Annotated in this window: 19 protein-coding genes; 13 read left to right on the top strand and 6 right to left on the bottom strand. The window is 67.0% G+C overall.

All coding sequences use genetic code 11. The annotated features are described in order from the left end of the window. Positions 1-202 precede the first annotated feature (202 nt). The 5 genes from CMO28_RS11035 to CMO28_RS11015 all read left to right on the top strand — a co-directional run bounded on the left by CMO28_RS11035 (position 203) and on the right by CMO28_RS11015 (position 4,758). Entirely contained in the window at positions 203-664 is a 462-nt protein-coding gene (locus CMO28_RS11035) for a nuclear transport factor 2 family protein (RefSeq protein WP_296713373.1), read from the top strand. Positions 665-689: 25 nt separating this feature from the next. Next, positions 690-1,283 carry a TetR/AcrR family transcriptional regulator gene (locus CMO28_RS11030; protein WP_296713371.1) on the top strand — a complete coding sequence of 198 codons (594 nt, stop codon included), beginning with the start codon at positions 690-692 and terminating at the stop codon, positions 1,281-1,283. A gap of 85 nt (positions 1,284-1,368) precedes the next feature. Then, positions 1,369-3,276, top strand: coding sequence for an ABC transporter ATP-binding protein (locus CMO28_RS11025; RefSeq protein WP_296713369.1), 1,908 nt, complete (start codon positions 1,369-1,371; stop codon positions 3,274-3,276). A gap of 38 nt (positions 3,277-3,314) precedes the next feature. Further along, the gene (locus CMO28_RS11020; RefSeq protein ID WP_296713368.1) at positions 3,315-4,028 is read left to right on the top strand and encodes a hypothetical protein; all 714 of its coding nucleotides are present in this window, start codon (positions 3,315-3,317) and stop codon (positions 4,026-4,028) included. Positions 4,029-4,119: 91 nt separating this feature from the next. After that, on the top strand, positions 4,120-4,758 hold the full coding sequence (locus tag CMO28_RS11015) for a hypothetical protein (protein WP_296713366.1): 639 nt from the start codon (positions 4,120-4,122) through the stop codon (positions 4,756-4,758). A gap of 2 nt (positions 4,759-4,760) precedes the next feature. On the opposite strand, the gene CMO28_RS11010 is transcribed toward CMO28_RS11015, so the two are convergent. Then, complete coding sequence (locus CMO28_RS11010) at positions 4,761-5,840, bottom strand: hypothetical protein (protein ID WP_296713363.1); 1,080 nt, start codon at positions 5,838-5,840, stop codon at positions 4,761-4,763. Here CMO28_RS11010 and CMO28_RS11005 point away from each other — a divergent pair. The 8 genes from CMO28_RS11005 (at position 5,839) to CMO28_RS10970 (ending at position 14,160) form a co-directional block, all read left to right on the top strand. Continuing rightward, positions 5,839-6,522, top strand: a complete 684-nt coding sequence (locus CMO28_RS11005; protein ID WP_296713361.1) for a hypothetical protein — start codon at positions 5,839-5,841, stop codon at positions 6,520-6,522. The two genes, CMO28_RS11010 and CMO28_RS11005, sit on opposite strands and share 2 nt — an antisense overlap. A 12-nt stretch (positions 6,523-6,534) precedes the next feature. Beyond that, a complete protein-coding gene (locus tag CMO28_RS11000) occupies positions 6,535-7,404 on the top strand; it encodes a hypothetical protein (protein WP_296713359.1) in 870 nt (289 codons plus the stop codon). A gap of 146 nt (positions 7,405-7,550) precedes the next feature. Then, entirely contained in the window at positions 7,551-8,393 is an 843-nt protein-coding gene (locus CMO28_RS10995; protein ID WP_296713357.1) for a transporter substrate-binding domain-containing protein, read from the top strand. Between the two features lie 72 nt (positions 8,394-8,465). Further along, positions 8,466-9,128, top strand: a complete 663-nt coding sequence (locus CMO28_RS10990) for an amino acid ABC transporter permease (protein WP_296713355.1) — start codon at positions 8,466-8,468, stop codon at positions 9,126-9,128. After that, on the top strand, positions 9,125-9,910 hold the full coding sequence (locus CMO28_RS10985) for an amino acid ABC transporter ATP-binding protein (RefSeq protein WP_296713354.1): 786 nt from the start codon (positions 9,125-9,127) through the stop codon (positions 9,908-9,910). The genes CMO28_RS10990 and CMO28_RS10985 overlap by 4 nt, the downstream gene beginning before the upstream one ends. A 9-nt stretch (positions 9,911-9,919) precedes the next feature. Beyond that, positions 9,920-11,041, top strand: coding sequence for an enolase C-terminal domain-like protein (locus tag CMO28_RS10980; RefSeq protein WP_296713352.1), 1,122 nt, complete (start codon positions 9,920-9,922; stop codon positions 11,039-11,041). A gap of 57 nt (positions 11,042-11,098) precedes the next feature. After that, positions 11,099-12,370 (top strand): NAD(P)/FAD-dependent oxidoreductase, encoded by a 1,272-nt coding sequence (locus CMO28_RS10975; RefSeq protein WP_296713350.1) that lies wholly within the window; start codon positions 11,099-11,101, stop codon positions 12,368-12,370. 38 nt (positions 12,371-12,408) lie between these two features. Beyond that, complete coding sequence (locus CMO28_RS10970; RefSeq protein WP_296713348.1) at positions 12,409-14,160, top strand: thiamine pyrophosphate-binding protein; 1,752 nt, start codon at positions 12,409-12,411, stop codon at positions 14,158-14,160. 12 nt (positions 14,161-14,172) lie between these two features. Here CMO28_RS10970 and CMO28_RS10965 read toward each other — a convergent pair whose 3' ends face one another. The 5 genes from CMO28_RS10965 to CMO28_RS10945 all read right to left on the bottom strand — a co-directional run bounded on the left by CMO28_RS10965 (position 14,173) and on the right by CMO28_RS10945 (position 19,093). Beyond that, positions 14,173-15,111 carry a LysR substrate-binding domain-containing protein gene (locus CMO28_RS10965; RefSeq protein WP_296713346.1) on the bottom strand — a complete coding sequence of 313 codons (939 nt, stop codon included), beginning with the start codon at positions 15,109-15,111 and terminating at the stop codon, positions 14,173-14,175. A gap of 15 nt (positions 15,112-15,126) precedes the next feature. Then, positions 15,127-15,528: a nuclear transport factor 2 family protein gene (locus tag CMO28_RS10960; protein WP_014752824.1), complete on the bottom strand. Its 402-nt coding sequence runs from the start codon at positions 15,526-15,528 to the stop codon at positions 15,127-15,129. A gap of 236 nt (positions 15,529-15,764) precedes the next feature. Continuing rightward, a complete protein-coding gene (locus tag CMO28_RS10955) occupies positions 15,765-16,787 on the bottom strand; it encodes a serine hydrolase domain-containing protein (RefSeq protein ID WP_296713344.1) in 1,023 nt (340 codons plus the stop codon). Between the two features lie 53 nt (positions 16,788-16,840). Beyond that, on the bottom strand, positions 16,841-17,476 hold the full coding sequence (gene catB, locus CMO28_RS10950) for a type B chloramphenicol O-acetyltransferase (protein ID WP_296713818.1): 636 nt from the start codon (positions 17,474-17,476) through the stop codon (positions 16,841-16,843). Positions 17,477-17,671: 195 nt separating this feature from the next. Next, entirely contained in the window at positions 17,672-19,093 is a 1,422-nt protein-coding gene (locus tag CMO28_RS10945) for an MATE family efflux transporter (RefSeq protein ID WP_296713342.1), read from the bottom strand. Between the last annotated feature and the right edge of the window lie 11 nt (positions 19,094-19,104).

Raw genomic sequence — 19,104 nt, 5'->3', positions numbered from 1 at the left:
GCAATTCTCATGTTAATACCTTCAAAGGTGATGTCCAGAACATCAGTATCGGCGTTTGCAGCATCAGGGCTTGCATATGCTGCATGGCTCGGCTGCGCATCATAGCCGCTGCCCGGGGCTGCGTCAGGCTTGACTCGCAGCGTCATGTTTGTACTGTTCGATACAGACATTATCAAACGGTACAGATCATCGGAGATCGCCCATGCGCCCGCCCATCCCACCCTTCACCGCCGAAACCGCCGCCCTGAAGGTGCGCGCCGCCGAAGACGGCTGGAACAGCCGCGACCCCGAGCGGGTCGCCGGCGCCTATACGCCCGATTGCCTGTGGCGCAACCGGGCGAGCTTCGTGCGCGGCCGCGCGGAGATCGTTGCCTTCCTGACCGCGAAATGGACCCGCGAACACGACTACCGGCTGATCAAGGAACTCTGGGCCACGGCAGGGGATCGGATCGCGGTGCGCTTCGCCTATGAATGGCATGACGACAGCGGCAACTGGTTCCGCTCCTATGGTAACGAGAACTGGGAGTTCGACACGGACGGGCTGATGAAGCGCCGGATCGCCAGCATCAACGATCTGCCGATCGCGGCGGTCGATCGCAAATTCTTCTGGCCTCTGGGCCGGCGGCCGGATGATCATCCGGGCCTGAGCGATCTGGATCTGTAAGAGAGAGGGGAGGCGGCGCGACGCCATGGCACGGCTGGTCAGGGAACGCAGCGACATCATCCCGCTTCTGGGCGAGGTGTTCCGCGCCCATGGCTATGAGGGGGCCAGCCTGCAGGTGATCGGCGCCGCCACCGGGCTCGGCCGCGGCAGCCTGTACAATTTCTTCCCCGGGGGGAAGGAAGAGATGGCGGCGGCCGTGCTGGCCGATATCGACCGCTGGTTCCGGGACGAGATCTTCCGGGCCCTTGAGACCGCCGCCGCCTCGGGCGATCCCCATCGCGCGCGGGCGGCGATCGAGGAAACGGCGGCCGCGGTCGGGCGGTATTTCCGCGGCGGGCGTCGGATCTGCCTGGTCGGCGCCTTCGCGCTCGACGGTGTGCGCGACCGTTTCGCTGCGGCGGTCGCCGGCTATTTCGCGGCCTGGATCGATGCCCTGGCTGCGGCGCTGGGCGCGATGGGGCTTGCCCCCGGCACGGCGCGCGACCGGGCGGTCACGGCGGTCGCCGACATCCAGGGGGCCCTGGTTCTGGCCCGCGCGCTCGATGATCCCGGCCTGTTCGAAACCAGGCTCAGGGCGATCGTGACCAGCCTCACCGCAGACCCGACCGGGGTGGATTAGGCTCGGGGGCTCTGGTCGCGGCGCCCCTGCGGTCATATATGTGGGGGCTTGCCGTCGTCCCCCGCGTGAACAGGACCCGCCTCTGATGTCTCTGATCGATACCGGCCGCCTGAACGGCCGGTCCCCGGCCAGCCGGATCATGCGGTGGTTCGAGTCCCGGCTCGACCCATATCCACCGGCGGCACCCACCCAGCCGCCGCGCGGGCTGGTTGCCTTCTGCCGCCATTACACCCGGGGGGCGGAACCCTGGCTGATCGTGATGGCGCTGCTCTCAACCGCCATCGCGCTGGCCGAGGTGGCGCTGTTCTCGTTCATGGGCTCGCTGGTCGACCTGCTTCAGGCGAACACGCCCGAGGGGCTGTTCGCGGCCGAGGGCTGGAAGCTCATCGGCATGGCGGTGCTGGTGCTGGTGGTGATGCCGGCGATCGCGCTCGGCAATTCGCTGATCATTCACCAGACCCTGCTCGGCAATTTCCCGATGCGCATCCGCTGGAGCCTGCACCGCTATCTGGTGCGCCAGTCGATGAGCTATTTCCAGGACGAGTTCGCCGGCCGGGTCGCCACCAAGCTGATGCAGACCGCGCTTGCGGTGCGCGAGACGGTGATCAAGCTGCTCGACATGGGCAATTACGTGCTGGTCTACATGACCGGCGCGCTGATCGTCGCCGCCTCGGCGGACTGGCGGCTGATGCTGCCCTTCCTCGCCTGGATCCTGCTTTATGCCGCGCTGCTGCGCTGGTTCATCCCGCGCATGCGTGCCGTCTCGCAGGCCCAGGCCGATGCCCGCTCCGAGATGACCGGGCGGATCGTCGACAGCTATACCAATATCGCGACCGTCAAACTGTTCTCCCATGCCCGGCGCGAGGATGACTATGCCCGCGACGCCATGGAAAGCTTCCTCAAGACCGTGCATCTGCAGATGCGGATGTCGACCGTGGTCCAGGTCGGCAATCTCTGCCTGAACTATATGCTGATCGCCTCGGTGGCGGCGCTCGGCATCTGGCTCTGGACGGTGCAGGCGGTGAGCGTCGGCGAGATTGCGGTGGCGGTGTCGTTCACCCTGCGCCTGATGGGCATGTCGCAGTGGATCATGTGGGAAATGGCCGGGCTGTTCGAGAATATCGGCACCGTCCAGGACGGCATGGGCTCGATCTCGCTGCCCTATGAAGTGGCCGACCGCCCCGATGCGCGCGAGCTGGGCCCGGTGACGGGGGAAATCCGCTTTCAGCATGTCGGCTTCAACTATGGCGGCCGCCGGCCGGTGGTGCGCGATTTCGACCTGGCCGTGAAGCCGGGCGAGAAGATCGGGCTGATCGGCCGGTCGGGCGCCGGCAAGTCGACGGTGGTGAACCTGCTGCTGCGCTTCTACGACGTCGAACAGGGCCGGATCACCATCGACGGCACCGACATCGCCGGCGTCACCCAGGATTCGCTGCGCGCCGCGATCGGCGTGGTGACGCAGGATACCTCGCTGCTGCATCGCTCGGTGCGCGACAACATCGTCTATGGCCGCCCCGACGCGACCGATGACGAGATGATCCGCGCCGCCCGCCGGGCCGAGGCCGACGATTTCATCGCAACCCTGGTCGACAGCCATGGCCGCCGCGGCTATGACGCCCATGTGGGCGAGCGCGGGGTGAAGCTGTCGGGCGGCCAGCGCCAGCGGGTCGCCATCGCCCGCGCCATGCTCAAGGACGCGCCGATCCTGATCCTCGACGAGGCGACGGCCGCGCTCGATTCCGAGGTCGAGGCCGCGATCCAGGCCAATCTCGACCGGCTGATGGAGGGCAAGACCGTCATCGCCATCGCCCATCGTCTGTCGACCATCGCCGCCATGGACCGGCTGGTGGTGATGGATCAGGGCCGCATCGTCGAACAGGGCACCCATGACCAGCTGATCGCCGCCGGCGGCCTCTATGCCCGGCTCTGGCATCGCCAGTCGGGCGGGTTCATCCAGGCGGATGAGCCGGCCGACGTGCTGCAGGGGGCCTGAGCGGCCCCCGATCCTGCGATCCGGCAATGAGGACAGTCATGGCCCTGCTGCGCCGCCTCGCCGCCCTGGCTTTGCTGGCGGCGGCCGCGGTCGGGATCTTCCATGTCCTGACCGGGATCGGGGCAGGGACCGCCCGGCCCGGTCTGGTGCTGATGACCGGCGTGCTCGCCATCGGCGTGCAGGTGGCGGCCCATCAGCTGGTCATCCATGGCCTTGCCCGCGGTGGCCGGCCGCGGGCCGCCGCCGCCGCCGCCTCGGCCCTTTTGGCGACCACGCTGTTCGCGGGCGGTGCCGGGGCGCTGGCCGATCTGGTGATCACCCACCGGCAGATGATGATGACCGGCACCGGCGGCGCCATGCTGAGCGTGGCCGTGCTGCTGCTCTACACCGCCTTTCTGGTGCTGGCGAGCCATCGGACGGAGCGGGTGGGGCGGGGGCCTGCCGCCCTTGCCACCCTCCCGATCCTGGCCGCCCTCGTCGGGGCCGGCTGGCGCCTGGCCTCGGGCCCGGGCTTCGCCGCCATTCCCGCCATCCTGGCCGAGGGCACCGGTGCCGACCGCCTGGCGCTCGTCTGCACCGCCCTGATGGCGCTGGGGCTGGTGGCACAGGGTGCCCGCCAGCTGCTGAAGCGGCAGGTCACCCCCGATCTGCCGTCGGGGCTGCCGGCACCCTCTTATCGCGATGGCGGGGTCTATGTGCCGGAGAGCGGCTGGGATGGCGGGGGCGATGGCGGGGATGGATCTGGTGATTGAAGAACACGCTGCGGCACAGCTTCCGTTGTTAGGCAGTTCCACCGGATCTCCATCTGGTCTAATATGTGACCAGGTCCCGAAGAGGTGTGGTATGCTCAACAGAAGCGGTCGCGTTGTATTCTTCACCTTTGCAGCCGCTATGGCTATGGCTGCCCAGACGGCGGGTGCACAGAGCCTCAGCCCGGAACAATTGCGGGCTCTGGTGGACAAGCGCGTTTCCGCGCTCAATCCTTATCAGGAACTTCTCAATGATCCGGATCCTGCGCGAAGTCTTGCTGCGATGCAGATCATGCTGGAAAGCGACGATCCGGAACTGATACGGCTTGCACTTGATTTCGGATTGCTGTCACCAAACCCGTCCGTCAAGCGAACGGCCCTGGAGAGCTTTCTCAAGACCCGCCCGATCTTCTCAATTCGTCTGGACGGCAGGGCGGTAAAGGACAACCGCTACACCGTTGTTATTCGTGACCGATGGAATGGAAACGTCACGCCGGAGAAGATCGGGTACTGGAGGATCGGTGTTGGCGAATATTCACCCGACAAACGTTGCTATGTGAACGCGAGTGCAGGGAATGAATGCTTCGTAACCGTCAATGCCGACGGTATTTTTCTGACGGCAAGTTATCTAAATGCCCGTGGCACGATCGGTGACGACGGCACCATCTCGGGGTCAGCCGCTTTGGGGGGGGTCGATGACCCGGTACCATTCACGATAAAGTTGCTCGAATGAGCTTAGTCGACGATCACCTCGTCGATCACCACGGGCCCGGTGCTCCAGGCATCAAGGATGGTGAGCGCAACCCAACGCATGTTGCGTGGCGCCATCTGACCTGTATCGAACAGACCATCAGGGGCCATCTGGCCACGGGTCCATTCCCGAAACCGACGCCCCTCGGCATCCAGGGAGTACTGGACGATAATCGTCCTGGGCAGGGCATACCCTGCCGTCGTCGGTGCGGTTATCCGGAGACGTTGCACCGCAGCGACATCGCCGGTGGCGAAGCCGAACACGATCCGTGCGCCCGGCACACCGTCATAGACGAAGACCCCGTCGCCAGCCAGATTTTCAGGAGCGAAGCGCGGATTGATCGGCGGCGTCGAACTGTTGGCGACGACCAGCTGCAATCCCCCCCGGGCGGACGGGTCGGCGGGCTGCAGCGTGACAGCTGCAGACGGGGCCGCATAGGCGGCCCCCTGCTCGTTCAGGAAGCGGCGCAGGTTTATCAGAATCTCTTCCGAACGCATGAACGTCGCCTGGCCGGGGTCCGCCGACGCATAGGCCATGCCGATCGGTGTCTCGCCCACAAAGGCGAAGGCGCCGGATGTCCCTTGCATGATCTCGCGACCGCCTTCGATCCTGGCCTCAAGCGTCAGGTAGTCACGACGCATGATGTGCAGCGGCACCCGTTCTTCTTCTCCCGAGGGAGAAAGGCGCAGCAGGCTGGCTTCGGCCGCCCGTCGGCCGGCAGAATCGATATTGAGAGTATCCAGCCGCTCGGTGCAGCGATCTTCTTCTATGCCCCGTACGACGGCGATCGCCAGGTCGATCCCCTCCCAGAAGGGGGCAATCACCGTGCCTGTCCCGGTCTGCACCGGGGCCGCCGTGGAGATGGTCACCCGCGGAAAGATGCCTGCCACATGGCGGGGCATCACCGCATAGCAGGTGCCTGCCTGACCGAACATCCAGCCGAAGCCGTTCTCTCCCTCGCCGTTTTTCACCGAAACGGTTTGTGCCTGTGCGGATGTTCCGTAAATTGCCGACAGGGCGAGTGCCGAAAGGATCATGGTCATGACGTTACGGAAGAGGATCATGTCTGTCGTTCTCGCGGCTCTCTTGATTCCCATGTCGGAGGCAATGGCACAGAACGAACCGGCACTTGAGCTCGGCCAGAATGGCTTCAGGGAGATCGTCCGGCCGAGCGCATTGATTTCCGGCACGGTCGTTACCGGTGTTCAGGTCTATGCTTCTGCACAGGACGATATTTCCATGCGTGGCTTCGTCCCCCGGCGCTGGGCGGGGGAAAGCATCTGTGCCTCTGTTCTTACGATCAACGGGCTCTATGAGGCAACGGCGACCTACAGGATTCCGGCTGACTGGCCGGGTGGGATCGCTCAGCTTCCTTTCCCGACCGTGCACGCCGACGTTCTTCTGGGTGCCGGATCCGACGGCCTGTCGATCCGTCTCAGCCGGAATGCCTGCGGCGCGGAGCTGGGGCGCGACATGTCCTTTGCGATCTGGAACGGTGGCGGCGGTGACAGGCTGACCGTCCTGCTCAACTCCTTCCGGGCCGATGCGGTCTATCTGTATGTCGCCGGGCGTGAGACGCCGATTCGCTGCCGTGCGATCGATCTGCCGGCCCGAAGCGCCTTCGACGCTGCATGCGATCTGCCTGTCGGCGGTCTTGCTGGCCCCACGCGGATCGAGATCCTTCGCATGGTGGCGCGCAAAGTTGCACCGCCCACCGATTTCATTCTCTGGTTGCCGCAGGAGTAGTTGGTGCGATACATGGCCTTCCTGAGGCGCTTCGTCTCGGGCTTCAGCGTTCTGGTCGTGGTGACGGTGGTCTTTCTGGCGACGACCGCGAATGACCGCTCGTTCCAGATCGAGGCGGAGACCCTGGGGGCAGCGATCACCTTCCAAGGTGACCAGAACACCTGGAACTTCCCGCGTTCCATCCTGTGTCTGCCACGGGCGATACCTGATTTGCGACAGGTGACGGCGGAAGCGGCGGATCGGGATACCGCCTGTAGCGCGGCGTTCTTCGAAGTGGTGGAGCGGACGGACCTTTCGATCCACTGGCACCACAGCGACGAGGTGGCCGTTTCGGTCGACGGCGAGGGGCGGCTGGAGATCGAGATCAGGCGACGTCAGGAGACGGATGTGCCCGAGCGCGCCTTTCTGGTCATACCCGCCGATATATGGGGCAGGCAGGGGGCTTTGACCTTCGTCGGCTCTGCGCGGATCGGCGGTGACATGGCAACGGGTGCCCGTGATTATCTGCGCGCCGGCAGGTGGGACGTGCGGCAGACCGGCATTGCCAATTCTCTGTTCCGGGATGTCACCGAGGTGGTGAAGCGTGGCGACTTCACCTTGGGTAGCTCGGTTCAGGTTCTCAAAGCCGGCATGCCTGCCACGCTTTTTGGCAATATCACGCCGTCGGCGGAACAAGGGATGCGCCTGGTCGCCCTCTCCGAACGGGGTGAGGTCGAACTGCAGGTGGCCTATTTCGGGGTGGGCACTCCGGTCATTCTGCGCCCTGACTGGATCGACAGAATCGTCTCCAGTTCGGTGCTCATCGCACTGATCGGCGTCATGACGTTCGCGTCGAGCATTTTCCAGATATTCATGTTTGCCCGCTCCGGGCGCAACCTCTGATCCTCTGGAGGACAATCCTGTTTGCTCCGCGGCCAGTAGCATGACTTTAGGTCATGCAATGCCCAATATTCATGCGTTGTGATGCCGGCTGGATGATCCCATACTCGACCTACAAATAAAAATGAAGGTCAGGAGACATGCGGGATATGATGAATCGCAGGCGGTTCAACACCTTCCTCGGCGCGGGCATGGTCTCGGCTGCGGCAGGGCTGAAAATCGGGATGGGGCAGGCCTTCGCGGCCGATGGTTCCTTCCAGCGGGTGAAGAATTCGGGAGTTCTGCGCATCGGCGGCGTGCCGGACGGAGCCCCCTATTACAAGAAGAGCCTGACCGACGGCAGCTGGCAGGGCTTTTATATCGATATCTGCAAGAAGCTTGCCGACGATCTGCGTCTTGAGCTGTCGGTGCTGGAGACGACCTGGGGCAATTCGGTGCTGGATCTTCAGGCCGACAAGGTCGATGTTTTCTTCGGCCTGAACCCGACGCCCGAGCGGCAGAAGGTCATCGACTTCTCGGTGCCGGTGTTCAACAACGCCTTCTCGCTGGTGGCGAAGGAGGGGTTGGAGGCGACCAGCTGGGAAGACGTGAACAAGCCCGAGGTCCGCATCGCGGTCGATGCCGGCTCGTCGCATGATGCGGCCGTCACGCGGCATGCGCCCAACGCAACCGTCGTGCGCCTGAAGAACCAGAGCGACGCCACCGCCGCCCTGCAGTCGGGCCGCGCGGATGCGCAATGCCTGGTGCTGGTGCTCGGCCTGTCGCTTCGGGCCAAGAACCCGAAGATCGGCAAGCTGATCATCCCGACGCCGGCCGACTACACCACCTCGAATGCCGGTTTCCGGCGCGAGGACGACCAGTCCTGGCGGCAGTTCGTCGACGGCTGGATCAAGGCCAACCGTGCGAGCGGCTTCATCAAGGACGCGATCATCCGCAATATGCAGCTGGTGGGCGTGAAACAGTCCGACTTCCCGCCCGGTTTCGACGTCTGATCTCCCCGGATCCGCGGCGGGGCCGGCTGCCGCCGCCGCGGATCCGCTGCCACCCTGGACCGGGAGATCCGGATGTACGAGTGGGATTTCGGCCTGTTGTGGGGCTATCGCTGGCTCTTCCTCGACGGGCTGTGGGTGACGGTGTCGTTCACCGTGGCCATCGTGGCCGGTGGCCTCGCGGTCGGTCTGGTCGGCGCGCTGGGTCTGCTCTGCCGCTTTGCGCCGCTGCGCATGGCCAGCCTCGCCTTCATCGAGGTCTTCCGCTGCACGCCGATCCTGGTGCAGCTGATCTGGTGCTATTACGCCCTGCCGATCCTGGCGGGCATTGAACTCAGTGCCACGAGTGCGGCGCTGATCGCGCTCTCCTGCTATGGCGGCGCCTTCTATGCCGAGATCATCCGCGGCGGCATCGTTTCGATCGATCCGGGCCAAAGCGAGGCGGGGGCGGCGCTGGGCATGATGCCGGCGCAGACCATGCGGCGGATCATCCTGCCTCAGGCGCTCCGGCGCATGATCCCGGCGCTGATGAACCAGTCGATCCTGCAGTTCAAGAACACCTCGCTGGTCTCGGTGCTGGCGGTGCCCGATCTGGTCTATCAGGGCCAGATGGCCGCCCATGACAGCTTCCGGCCGCTCGAGACCTATACCGCGATCGCGGTCGCCTATTTCGTCATCCTGTTCCCGCTGACGCTGTTCGTCCGCCATCGGGAGCGCAGGCTGGGGAGCCGGTCATGACCGCCGCTGAAACCAGGCCGCAGGAAACCAAGATCGACATCGCCGGCCTGCAGAAATCCTTCGGATCGCTCGCCGTGCTGCGCGATATCGGCTTCACGGTCCCGGCCGGTGGGGTGGTCTCGCTGATCGGACCGTCGGGCTCCGGCAAGTCGACCCTGCTGCGTTGCATGAACCTGCTGGTGACCCCCGATCGCGGCAGCATCCGCGTCGGCGATGCCCGCTTCGTCTTCGGCACCGGCGCGCCGATGCCCTCGCATCGCGAACTGGCGCGCTTTCGGGCACGCACCGGCATGGTGTTCCAGAACTTCAACCTCTTCCCGCATATGACCGTGCTCCAGAACGTCATGGAGGCCCCGATCCAGGTCCGGCGGCGGCCCAAGGCCGAGGCACGGGAGATGGCGCTGGCCCAGCTTGAAAAAGTGGGCCTGGCCGACCGGGCCGGGCAGATGCCCGACACGCTGTCAGGGGGCCAGAAGCAGCGGGTGGCGATCGCCCGGGCGCTGGCCATGGAGCCCGAGGTGATGCTGTTCGACGAGGTGACCTCGGCGCTGGATCCCGAACTGGTGGGCGAGGTGCTGGCGACGATGCTGAAACTCGCCGCCGACGGCATGACCATGGTGATCGTGACCCACGAGATCGCCTTCGCGCGCGAGGTGTCGGACCGGGTGGTGTTCATGCGCGACGGCGTCGTGGTCGAAGACGGCCCCGCCGCCCAGGTGATCGGCGATCCCCGCCAGGACGCGACCCGCCAGTTCCTCAGCCATTTCCACAAAGCCATCTAGGACCAAGCCATGGAGCGCATTGAACGACTGCGCGTCTTCCTGATCGAAAGCCCGATCGCGATGGCCCGGCTGCAGGGCGTCGGCAACGTCAAGGGCACGGTCAAGCGCGTCCTGGTCGAGGCGACCTCCACCTCCGGCCTTGTCGGCTGGGGCGAGGCGGCCCCCTGGGAGGTGTTCACCGGTACGGCCGAAGCGGCCCTCGCCGCGATCGACGTCTATCTGCGGCCACTGGTGACCGGTGCGCCGGTCAACCGCATCCGCGCGCTGACCCGGGCCATGGATAAGGCCCTGGTCGGCCATGGCGAGGCCAAGCTCGCGATCGAGACCGCGCTGTTCGACATTCTGGGCAAAAGCTGCGGCCTCTCGGTCGCCGACCTGCTCGGCGGCCGGGTGCGGGACGAGATCCCGCTCTCCTTCTCGATCGCGGATCCCGATTTCGACGCCGATTTCGCCCGCATGCAGGCCATGGTTCCGGCCGGCAACCGGATCTTCAAGGTCAAGACCGGCGTCAAGCCCCATGCCGAAGACATGGCGCATCTGGAGGCGATCCGCGACGCCTTCGGCGAGACGGTCGACCTTCGGCTCGACTACAACCAGGCGCTCGATCCCTTCGGGGCCATCGCCATCCTGCGCGATGTCGACCGGTTCCGGCCCACCTTCATCGAACAGCCGGTGCCGCGCGACTGCCTGGCGGCGATGGCGTCCTTCGCGGCCGCCCTCGATACGCCCATCCTGGCCGATGAAAGCTGTTTCGACGCCCGCGACCTGCTGGAGATCGCCCGGCTGGGTGCCGCCGATGCGGTCTCGGTGAAGCTGATGAAGGCCGGCGGCATCCTGAAGGCGCAGGCGCTGATGGCGGTTGCCGATGCGCTGCATCTTCCGGGCTATGGCGGCACGCTCTGGGAAGGCGGCATCGCGCTTGCGGCCGGCACCCAGTTCATCGCCGCGACGCCGGGCATGTCGCTCGGCTGCGAATTCTACATGCCCCATCACGTGCTGACCGAGGATGTGCTGCTGGAGCGGGTTCCCAACCGCAATGGCAGGGTGATCGTCCCCACCGGCCCCGGCCTCGGCATCGAGGTGACGGAACAGTCGGTGCGCGGCAATGCCCGCATCCTCGCCGAAGCCTGACATGCCGCCGCTGCGGGCCTGATACCGGCGCCGCGGCGGCGCCCCCAGGAAGCAGAGATGTCCCAGACCAACGAGACGCAGGCCGTCGTCATCGGCGCCGGCATCGTCGGCGTGTGCGCGGCGCTGGCCCTTCGCCAGGCCGGCCTGGCCGTCACCCTGGTCGACCCGGACGAGCCGGGCGGCGAGCAGGCGGCGAGCTATGGCAACGGCGCCTTCATCACCCCCGCCTCGATCATCCCCATGTCGGTGCCGGGCCTCTGGCGCAAGGTGCCGGGCTATCTGCTGGACCGGGACGGGCCGCTCACCATCCGCTGGCGGCATCTGCCGCGGCTCACCCCCTGGCTGCTGCGTTTTCTGGCGGCCGGCATGACCACCGCCCGGGTGGAGCGCACCGCCGCCATCCTGTCCGGCCTGCTGCACGACGCGCCCGACCGCCATGCCGCCCTGGCCGCGGCGGCAGACGTGCCGGGGCTGATCGAGCGGCGGGGCGTGCTCTATGTCTATCCCGACCGTGCGGCCTTTGCAGCCGAAGCCCTGTCCTGGCGGCTGCGGCGCACGGCCGGCGTGGTCTGGCGGGAGCTGGATGCGGCGGCGCTCCGCGCCTTCGAGCCGGCGCTGTCGCCCGCCTATGGCTTCGGCATCCACGTGCCGGCAGCCGCGAACTGTGCCGATCCGGGCGCCTATGTCGCCGCCCTGGCCGCGCATGCGGCGCGGCTCGGTGTGCGCCGGGTTGCCGCCCGGGCCACCGGCTTCGCTTTCGATGGCGGCCGGCTGCGAGCGGTCGAGACCGATCAGGGGCCGATCGCCTGCGACCGGGCGGTGGTGGCGGCGGGCATGGCCTCGGCACGGCTTGCCGCCGCGGCGGGGGACCGCGTTCCGCTGGAGGCCGAGCGCGGCTATCACGTTCAGCTGACCGGCGGCACCCCGGGCGGGCCGCATCTGCCGGTGATGCCGAGCGACGGCAAGATGGCCAATACGGTCACCCGCGAAGGGCTGCGCGCGGCGGGGCAGGTGGAGCTGGCGGGGGCCGGGGCGCCGCCCGACTGGCGCCGGGCGGAGATCCTGCTCCGCCATCTCTACGCCACCTGGCCGGGGCTTGCCCGCGATCTGCCGGTGCGCCGCTGGATGGGCAACCGCCCCTCCACCCCCGACGGGCTGCCGGTGATTTCGGTGGCCCGCCGCAGCCCCGACGTCTTTTACGCCTTCGGCCATGGCCATGTCGGCCTGGCCGCCGGCCCCAAAAGCGCGGCGCTGGTCGCCGCCCTGGTCACCGGATCCACGCCACCCCTGTCGCCCGCGCCGTTCGCTGCGACGCGCTTCCGGTGGTGACCGGTCCCGCGATGACCCTTGCCTCAAAAGGATCGACGATGCGTGGTGCAGACATTCTGGTCGAGATGCTGATCGGTTACGGCGTCGACACCATCTTCGGCGTGCCCGGTGACACCAATGTGCCGTTCTACGAGGCGCTGCAGCTGCGCGCCGACGAGATCCGCCATGTGATGGCGCGCGACGAACGCTCCGCCGGTTTCATGGCCGATGCCTATGGCCGCTTCACCAACCGGCCGGGCGTGTTCGAATGCCCCTCGGGCGCCGGGGCGATGTATTCGCTGCCGCCGGTGGCCGAAAGCAACGGATCTTCGGTGCCGGTGATCCTGCTGACCATCGACATCCCGCTGCCGGGCGAGGGCCGGGGCGTGCTGACCGAGCTTGACTGCGCGAAGCTGTTCGAGCCGGTCACCAAGCTGTCGGTGCAGGTGAAGTCGCCGGAAAAACTGCCCGAAATCATCCGCCGCGCCTTCCGTGCCGCCTGTTCGGGCAAGCCCGGCGCCGTGCATCTCCAGATCCCCGAGGACATGCTGCTGGCCGAGGTCGATCCGGCGCGGATTTCGCTCCATGTCGAAGAGGAATGCCGGCCCTTCCCGGCCTATCCGACCCTGCCGCCCGAGACCAAGCTGACCCGCCTGCTGGAGCTGATCGCCCGCGCCGAGCGGCCGCTGATCATCGCCGGCGGCGGCGTCAACCGTGCCGATGCGGGCGATGTGATCACCGGCTTCGCCGAGCGCCACGACATCCCGATCTGCACCACCATGACCGGCCAGGGCTCGATCCCCGACGATCATCGCCTGGCGATCGGGGTGATCGGCGACAACGGCTATCACCCCCATGCCAATCTGGCGCTGGAGAAATCCGACCTCGCGATCTTCGTGGGCTCGCGCATCGGATCGGTGGTCACCATCGGCTGGACCTTCCCGCAGGTGACGCTGAACCGCCGGCTGGTCCAGATCGACATCTCGCCCGAGGTGATGGCCAATAACTACGAAAACCTGCTCTCGGTGCAGGGCGATGCGAAACTCGTCTTCCAGCGCTTGTCGCAGATGGAAACCGACACCAATCCCGCCCGGCGCGGCGGCTGGGTGGACGAGCTGAACGCCGATCGCGCGCGTTTCTGGCAGAGCGCAGCGCCGCTGCTGACCGACGAGCGGGTGCCGCTGCGGCCCGAGCGGGCGGTGCATGCCTTCAACCGGGCGCTCGAAGCCTCGGGCGCCCCGGCGCTGATCTATTCCGACGCCGGCACGCCCACGCCCTATATGACCCGCTTCCTGAAGATCAACGACCGCGAGACCCGCTTTGCCATCCCGCGCGCCTTCGGCGGGCTGGGTTCGGCCCTGCCGGCGACGGTGGGCGCCTGGGCGGCGGATCCCGCCAAGCGGCCGATCGGCCTGTTCGGCGACGGCTCGTTCGGCATGAGCGTGGGCGAGCTGGAAACCCTGGTCCGGCTTCAGGTGCCGGCGATCCTGATCCTGTTCAACAACGGCACCTATGGCTGGATCAAGGGGCTGCACCGGTTGAAGGGCCACAATCAGTGTTTCGGCGTCGATTTCCTGCCGCCGGAGGGTCAGGCCATCGCCGAGGCCTTCGGGCTGAAGGCCTGGACGGCGCGCACGGGGGCCGAACTCGACGACGTCCTGGCCCAGGCCTTCGCCTGGAAGACCGGGCCGTGCTTCATCGACCTCAGGATCGAGTCCCTGGCCGAGCGGGTGCCGCCGGTCTATTCCTGGCTGCGCCGGCGCGGCGAGGATCCGATGGCGCTGGACAGCGCCGATCACGGCTATCGTTGAAGTCGGATCGTCTCAGGCTGCCGGATCATCTCGGGCGGTGGGGCGCGGCGCGGGCAGCAGGTTCCGCCGCCGCGCCTCGGCCAGGAACCAGCGGCGGAAGGCGGCGACGCCGTTCTGGCTCATGAAGGCTTCCGGGCAGCACATGTAGAAGCCTTCGCCTGAAGAACAGCGCTGGGGGAAGGCGGCTCTCAGCCGGCCGTCGGCCAGTTCAGCCAGAACATAGCTTTCCGGCACCACCGCCAGCCCCATGCCGGCCATCGCCGCCTCGATGATCATGTCGGTGACCGAGAAGCGCGGCCCCAGGATCGGCCCGGTGAAGGGGATGTCGGCCGCGCGCAGCCAGTGCATCCACAGGCTCGGCCGCGAGACGTTCTGGATCAGGGTGATCCGTCGCAGATCGTCTTCGGCGAGGAAGCCTTGGGCCGGCAGCAGGGCCGGGGCGCCGACCACCACCAGGTCTTCTTCGAACAGCAGATGGCTGCGGCAGGCGGCCCAGTTGCCCACGCCGCGCAGGAAGAACAGATTGGCGTCGAAATCCGTCGGATCCTGGGTGTTGGGGCAGGCCACCACCTCGAACAGGATCTCGGGCTCGGCCCGGGCGAAGTGTTTCAGCACCGGCAGGGCCCAGCGCCGGGCAAGCGTCGGCGACATGCCGATGCGCAGGAAATCCTCGGTGGTCCGGCCGCGCACCGCATCGATGGAGACCTCCTCCATCCGGTCCAGCAGATGCGAGATTTCCTCGTAATAGGCCCGGCCGGCTGCGGTCAGGATGATGCGCGGGCCGGCGCGTTCGAACAGGGTGACGCCCAGAAACTCTTCGAGATTGCGGATCTGTCGGCTGATGCCGCTTTGGGTGATGCACAGATCCTCTGCCGCCTTGGTGAAGCTCAGATAGCGCACCGCCGCATCGAAGGCGTGGAGGGCAGACAGGCTGGGCAGGAAGCGGCGCAAGCTCGTCTCCGGCGGTCAGAACCCGGCCGGGCCGGGTATCGGTGCACCGACCGGTGCCACCACCAGCCGGCCGATGCCGTCGGCCGCCAGCGTGAAGCGCAGCAGAATGACCACCGGGTCGGGCAGGCCGGTCGGGTCGAAATCGCCCGCCACCGCCACCCTGACCGCAACCTCCGCCCCGGCTTCCTGCCAGTCGATCGGGGTGAAGCGCAGGCGGATGGCGAAGATCTCGTGCGCCGCCCAGGCGCCGATCGACGGCCGGCCATGGATCAGCCGGTCGCCCCGGACCACCTCGGCGCCTTCGGTGAACAGCTGGCGGAAACTGTCGAAATCATCCTCGTTCACGGCCTCGATCCAGTCGAGGACAAGGGGCGTCGCCAGGTTCGACAGGCGGGACATCAGGGGTGCATCGGGCATGACGGTCGGTCCGGGCAGCGATCGGTTTCGTGGCATGGTCACATCTGATGGACGTGGACGGACATGATGCCGGTCACCTCCTGACGACATTCCGTCAGGAGCCGGACAAAAACCGCGATCCGCCCCGCATGATGCAGCGATGATCGGGCCGGCGGCGCTCAGGTGATTGGCTGTTTCCCCCAGCCCATAAGCCTGCGCCTGCGTGGGTGATCACGTCAAGACCGGTCTTCGATGTTTCACGTTGCAGTCCGCACGATCCCGGCCACCAGCCCGTGCAGCTCGTCGACATAACCGGTGCGCCCGGATGGCGTGTCGGGGTCCGAGGTGATCACGACGACCATGTCGATGCCGGGCAGCAGATAGAGCAGCTGCCCGCCATAGCCCCAGCCATAGACCGCCGGCCGGGCGCCCGTCTCACGCAGGAACCAGCCATAGCCATAGGCATCGCCGGTGAAGGGCGAGGTGGTGCGGGGCGTCCACATCTCGCGGATCCAGCCCTCCGACACCAGCCGGGTTCCGTCTGCCGCAACCCCGCCCCGGCGGAGCATCTCGCCGATGGCAAGCAGGGCGCGGGGCGACAGCGCCATCTGGTTGCCGCCCATATAGATGCCCTGCGGATCGCGGGTCCAGGGCGGGATGGTGATGTCGAGCGGATCCCCCAGCCAGTCGCGGGCCAGCGCCAGCGTGCTCTCGCCGCTGGTGCGGGTCAGGATCGCCGACAGCAGATGCGAATTGCCGGTGGAATAGAGCATCCGTCCGCCGGGCTCCGCCACGAAGGGCCGGGAGAGCGCCGTGCGCACCCAGTTCCGGCTTTCGACCCAGGCGCCGTAATAGGGGCCGGAGGTCCGCTCCAGCCCGGCCTGCATCGACAGAAGATGGCCGATGGTCAGCCGGTCCAGCCGCGGATCGGGATCATCCGGCAGGTCGGCGGGCAGCAGGTCTGCGACCTTCTGGCCGGTGCCGGTCAGCACGCCGCGATCGATCGCGATGCCGGTCAGCAGGGCGATGATGCTTTTCGACAGCGATTTGACGTTCACCGGTCGGGTGGCCGGCGGGCCGCGATAGACCCGTTCGGCCAGAACCTCGCCCGCCTGCGCCACGATCAGCGTGTGCAGGCCGGTCAGGCGCCGGGCATCGTCGAGCAGCCGGGCGAGCGCGGGTGCCGCCGCCCGCCCGGCCCGCGGGGCGATAACGGTGGCGGCGGCGAGCGCGAGGCCGCCGGTGATCAGCCGGCGGCGGGAGGGCAGATATCCGGTCATGGAACTGGAGTTGGGGCGATGCCCGGCCGGATCAACGGCCGGGCATCCTGTGGTCACGCCTGGCGTGTGTTTCGCCACAAGCCGCAGAGCCCCGCCACATCGCCCGAGCAGAGCAGCGGCATGGCCTGCCGGATCTCGTCCAGCGGCCAGTCCCACCACGCCATCTCCAGCAGCATGGCCACGGCCTCGTCGTCGAAGCGCTGCCGCACCGGCCGGGCCGGATTGCCGGCGACGATGGTGTAGGGGGCGACGTCGCGGGTCACCACCGCCCGGGTTGCGATCACCGCGCCATGGCCGATGGTGATGCCCGGCATGATCACCGCTTCTGCGCCGATCCAGACATCGCTGCCGACCACCGTATCCCCCGCCGGCCGGTAGCCGTTCTCCGCCCCGGCGAAGGCGGCCTCCCCCGTCCACCAGAAGAAGGGGAAGGTGGAGATCCAGTCGGCGCGGTGGCCCTGATTGCCGGCCATGATGAAGGCGGCGCCGGTGCCGATGGAGCAGAACGAGCCGATGATCAGCCGGTCGACATCATCGCGGTCGGGCATCAGATAGCGGGCACAGTGGTCGAAACCATGGCCATGATACCAGCCGGAATAATAGCTGAACCGGCCGGCGATGATGTTGGGGTTGGTGATCTGGTCGCGGATTTCGCGGCCCTTATACGGGCTGTCGAAGGCATTGGTCAGAAAGGGTGTGGTCATTGACTGAGCATTCCGCTGCGCGTCGTCCTGTATTTCCGCCATGCTTCGGGCATGACGATACGACAGCCTTGAACGATGGGTTCAGGCTGGAAACAGGTTCGCGCTGGGTCTGGCGGTCATGATGCTCATGGGGCGGGATGTTAGGTCAGCGGACAGGCCGGGGCAAGACCTTCCCGCCCGTCAGACCAGCCGCCGGATCGGCCGCTTCTTCCACACCAGGTGATAGAGCGCCGATTGCCCCGCCGCCAGCAGGCAGAAGGCGACCGGATACGACATCCACACCCCCTCGATGCCGATCCGCGCCGAGAGCGCCCAGCCGACCGGCAGGCCGATGGCCAGGATGGCGGTGCCCGAAACCAGGGTCGGCAGCAGCACCATGCCGCTGGCCCGCATCAGGCTGGAGGTGGCCATGCCCATGCCATAGATCACCAGCGCCCAGACCACGATGTGCAACAGGGTGCGGGCCTCCGCGACCACCGCCGGATCGGCCAGGAACAGGCCGAGCAGGGGGCCTGAGAACACATAGACCAGCACCACCAGGCTGCCGGTCAGCACCAGATTGAAGGTGAGCGCGGTGCGCAGGATTTCGGACAGCCGGTCGGTGCGCCCGGCGCCGATCGCCTGGGCGCCGAAGATCGAGGCGGTGATGCCGATCGAGATCGCCGGGAACTGGACATAGTTCACGATCTGGGTGATCGCGCCATAGGAGGCGGTCGCATCCGAGCCGAAGCGGTTGACCAGCGACAGGATCAGGATTTCGGAGAGCGAGATCAGCACCAGCATGATGCCGGTGGGCAGGCCGATGCGCAGCACCTTGGCGAGCAGGGCGCGGTTGAAGCCCAGCGCCCGCAGGAACACCCCGTCCGGCGCCAGCGGGTGGTTGCGGCGGCGCAGATGGATCACCATCCAGGTGGTGGCGATGGTCATGGAGACCACCGAGGCCCAGGCCGGCGAGGTCACCCCCATCTGCGGCAGCCCGGCCCAGCCGCGGATCAGCGCCGGGGTCAGCACCATGCCGATCAGCGTGGCGAGGCCAAGGGTGAAGAGCGGCGTGATCGTGTCGCCCACGCCCCGCAGCATGGATGTCGCGAGCAGATAGAGGAAGATGCCGGGGGTTGCGATCAGCATGATCCGCGCATAGGCCACCGCCTGCGGCAGCACATCGGGCGGCGTGCCCAGCAGGTTGAGGATCGCGGTGGTGGCCGTGCCCCCGAAAACGGCCACCAGCAGCCCGGCCGCCACCACCACGCTCAGCGTCGTGGCCGCGATCGCCTTGATCTGCCCGGTCTCGCCGGCACCGAAGGCCTGCCCGATCAACACCGCCGCGCCTGCGCCCAGCCCGATGATCAGCGAGATCATGAAGAACATCAGCGGAAAATACGACGTCACCGCCGCCAGCGCCGACACCCCCAGCATCTGCCCGACATAGATGTTGTTCAGGCTGCCCGAGGCCGCCTGCAGCAGATTGCTGCCGATCATCGGCACCAGAAACGCCAGATAGGGCTTCCACAACGGCTGCACCGGCGCCTTGGGCGAAAAGGGCGACACCCGCGGCTTGCCACGGCCGGCCGGCGCCGGAGAACGGGGGGTGGGGGCGGACATCGTGACGGCTC

It is taken from the genome of Tistrella sp., from assembly GCF_002684955.1.
Lineage (GTDB): Bacteria > Pseudomonadota > Alphaproteobacteria > Tistrellales > Tistrellaceae > Tistrella > Tistrella mobilis.
The sequence above is the reverse complement of the archived record's forward strand: the minus strand, read 5'-3'. Positions and strand labels throughout refer to the sequence as shown.

What these genes read in the sequence shown, in the direction of transcription:
- CMO28_RS10990 (WP_296713355.1), top strand. Translation starts at nt 8,466, where the DNA reads ATGTACGAGTGGGATTTCGGCCTGTTGTGGGGCTATCGCTGGCTCTTC.
- CMO28_RS10985 (WP_296713354.1), top strand. Translation starts at nt 9,125, where the DNA reads ATGACCGCCGCTGAAACCAGGCCGCAGGAAACCAAGATCGACATCGCC.
- CMO28_RS10960 (WP_014752824.1), bottom strand. Translation starts at nt 15,528, where the DNA reads ATGCCCGATGCACCCCTGATGTCCCGCCTGTCGAACCTGGCGACGCCC.
- CMO28_RS11020 (WP_296713368.1), top strand. Translation starts at nt 3,315, where the DNA reads ATGGCCCTGCTGCGCCGCCTCGCCGCCCTGGCTTTGCTGGCGGCGGCC.
- CMO28_RS11015 (WP_296713366.1), top strand. Translation starts at nt 4,120, where the DNA reads ATGCTCAACAGAAGCGGTCGCGTTGTATTCTTCACCTTTGCAGCCGCT.
- CMO28_RS11035 (WP_296713373.1), top strand. Translation starts at nt 203, where the DNA reads ATGCGCCCGCCCATCCCACCCTTCACCGCCGAAACCGCCGCCCTGAAG.
- CMO28_RS11030 (WP_296713371.1), top strand. Translation starts at nt 690, where the DNA reads ATGGCACGGCTGGTCAGGGAACGCAGCGACATCATCCCGCTTCTGGGC.
- CMO28_RS11000 (WP_296713359.1), top strand. Translation starts at nt 6,535, where the DNA reads ATGGCCTTCCTGAGGCGCTTCGTCTCGGGCTTCAGCGTTCTGGTCGTG.
- CMO28_RS10955 (WP_296713344.1), bottom strand. Translation starts at nt 16,787, where the DNA reads ATGACCGGATATCTGCCCTCCCGCCGCCGGCTGATCACCGGCGGCCTC.
- CMO28_RS11005 (WP_296713361.1), top strand. Translation starts at nt 5,839, where the DNA reads ATGTCTGTCGTTCTCGCGGCTCTCTTGATTCCCATGTCGGAGGCAATG.
- CMO28_RS10980 (WP_296713352.1), top strand. Translation starts at nt 9,920, where the DNA reads ATGGAGCGCATTGAACGACTGCGCGTCTTCCTGATCGAAAGCCCGATC.
- CMO28_RS11025 (WP_296713369.1), top strand. Translation starts at nt 1,369, where the DNA reads ATGTCTCTGATCGATACCGGCCGCCTGAACGGCCGGTCCCCGGCCAGC.
- CMO28_RS10945 (WP_296713342.1), bottom strand. Translation starts at nt 19,093, where the DNA reads ATGTCCGCCCCCACCCCCCGTTCTCCGGCGCCGGCCGGCCGTGGCAAG.
- CMO28_RS10975 (WP_296713350.1), top strand. Translation starts at nt 11,099, where the DNA reads ATGTCCCAGACCAACGAGACGCAGGCCGTCGTCATCGGCGCCGGCATC.
- CMO28_RS11010 (WP_296713363.1), bottom strand. Translation starts at nt 5,840, where the DNA reads ATGATCCTCTTCCGTAACGTCATGACCATGATCCTTTCGGCACTCGCC.
- CMO28_RS10995 (WP_296713357.1), top strand. Translation starts at nt 7,551, where the DNA reads ATGATGAATCGCAGGCGGTTCAACACCTTCCTCGGCGCGGGCATGGTC.
- CMO28_RS10970 (WP_296713348.1), top strand. Translation starts at nt 12,409, where the DNA reads ATGCGTGGTGCAGACATTCTGGTCGAGATGCTGATCGGTTACGGCGTC.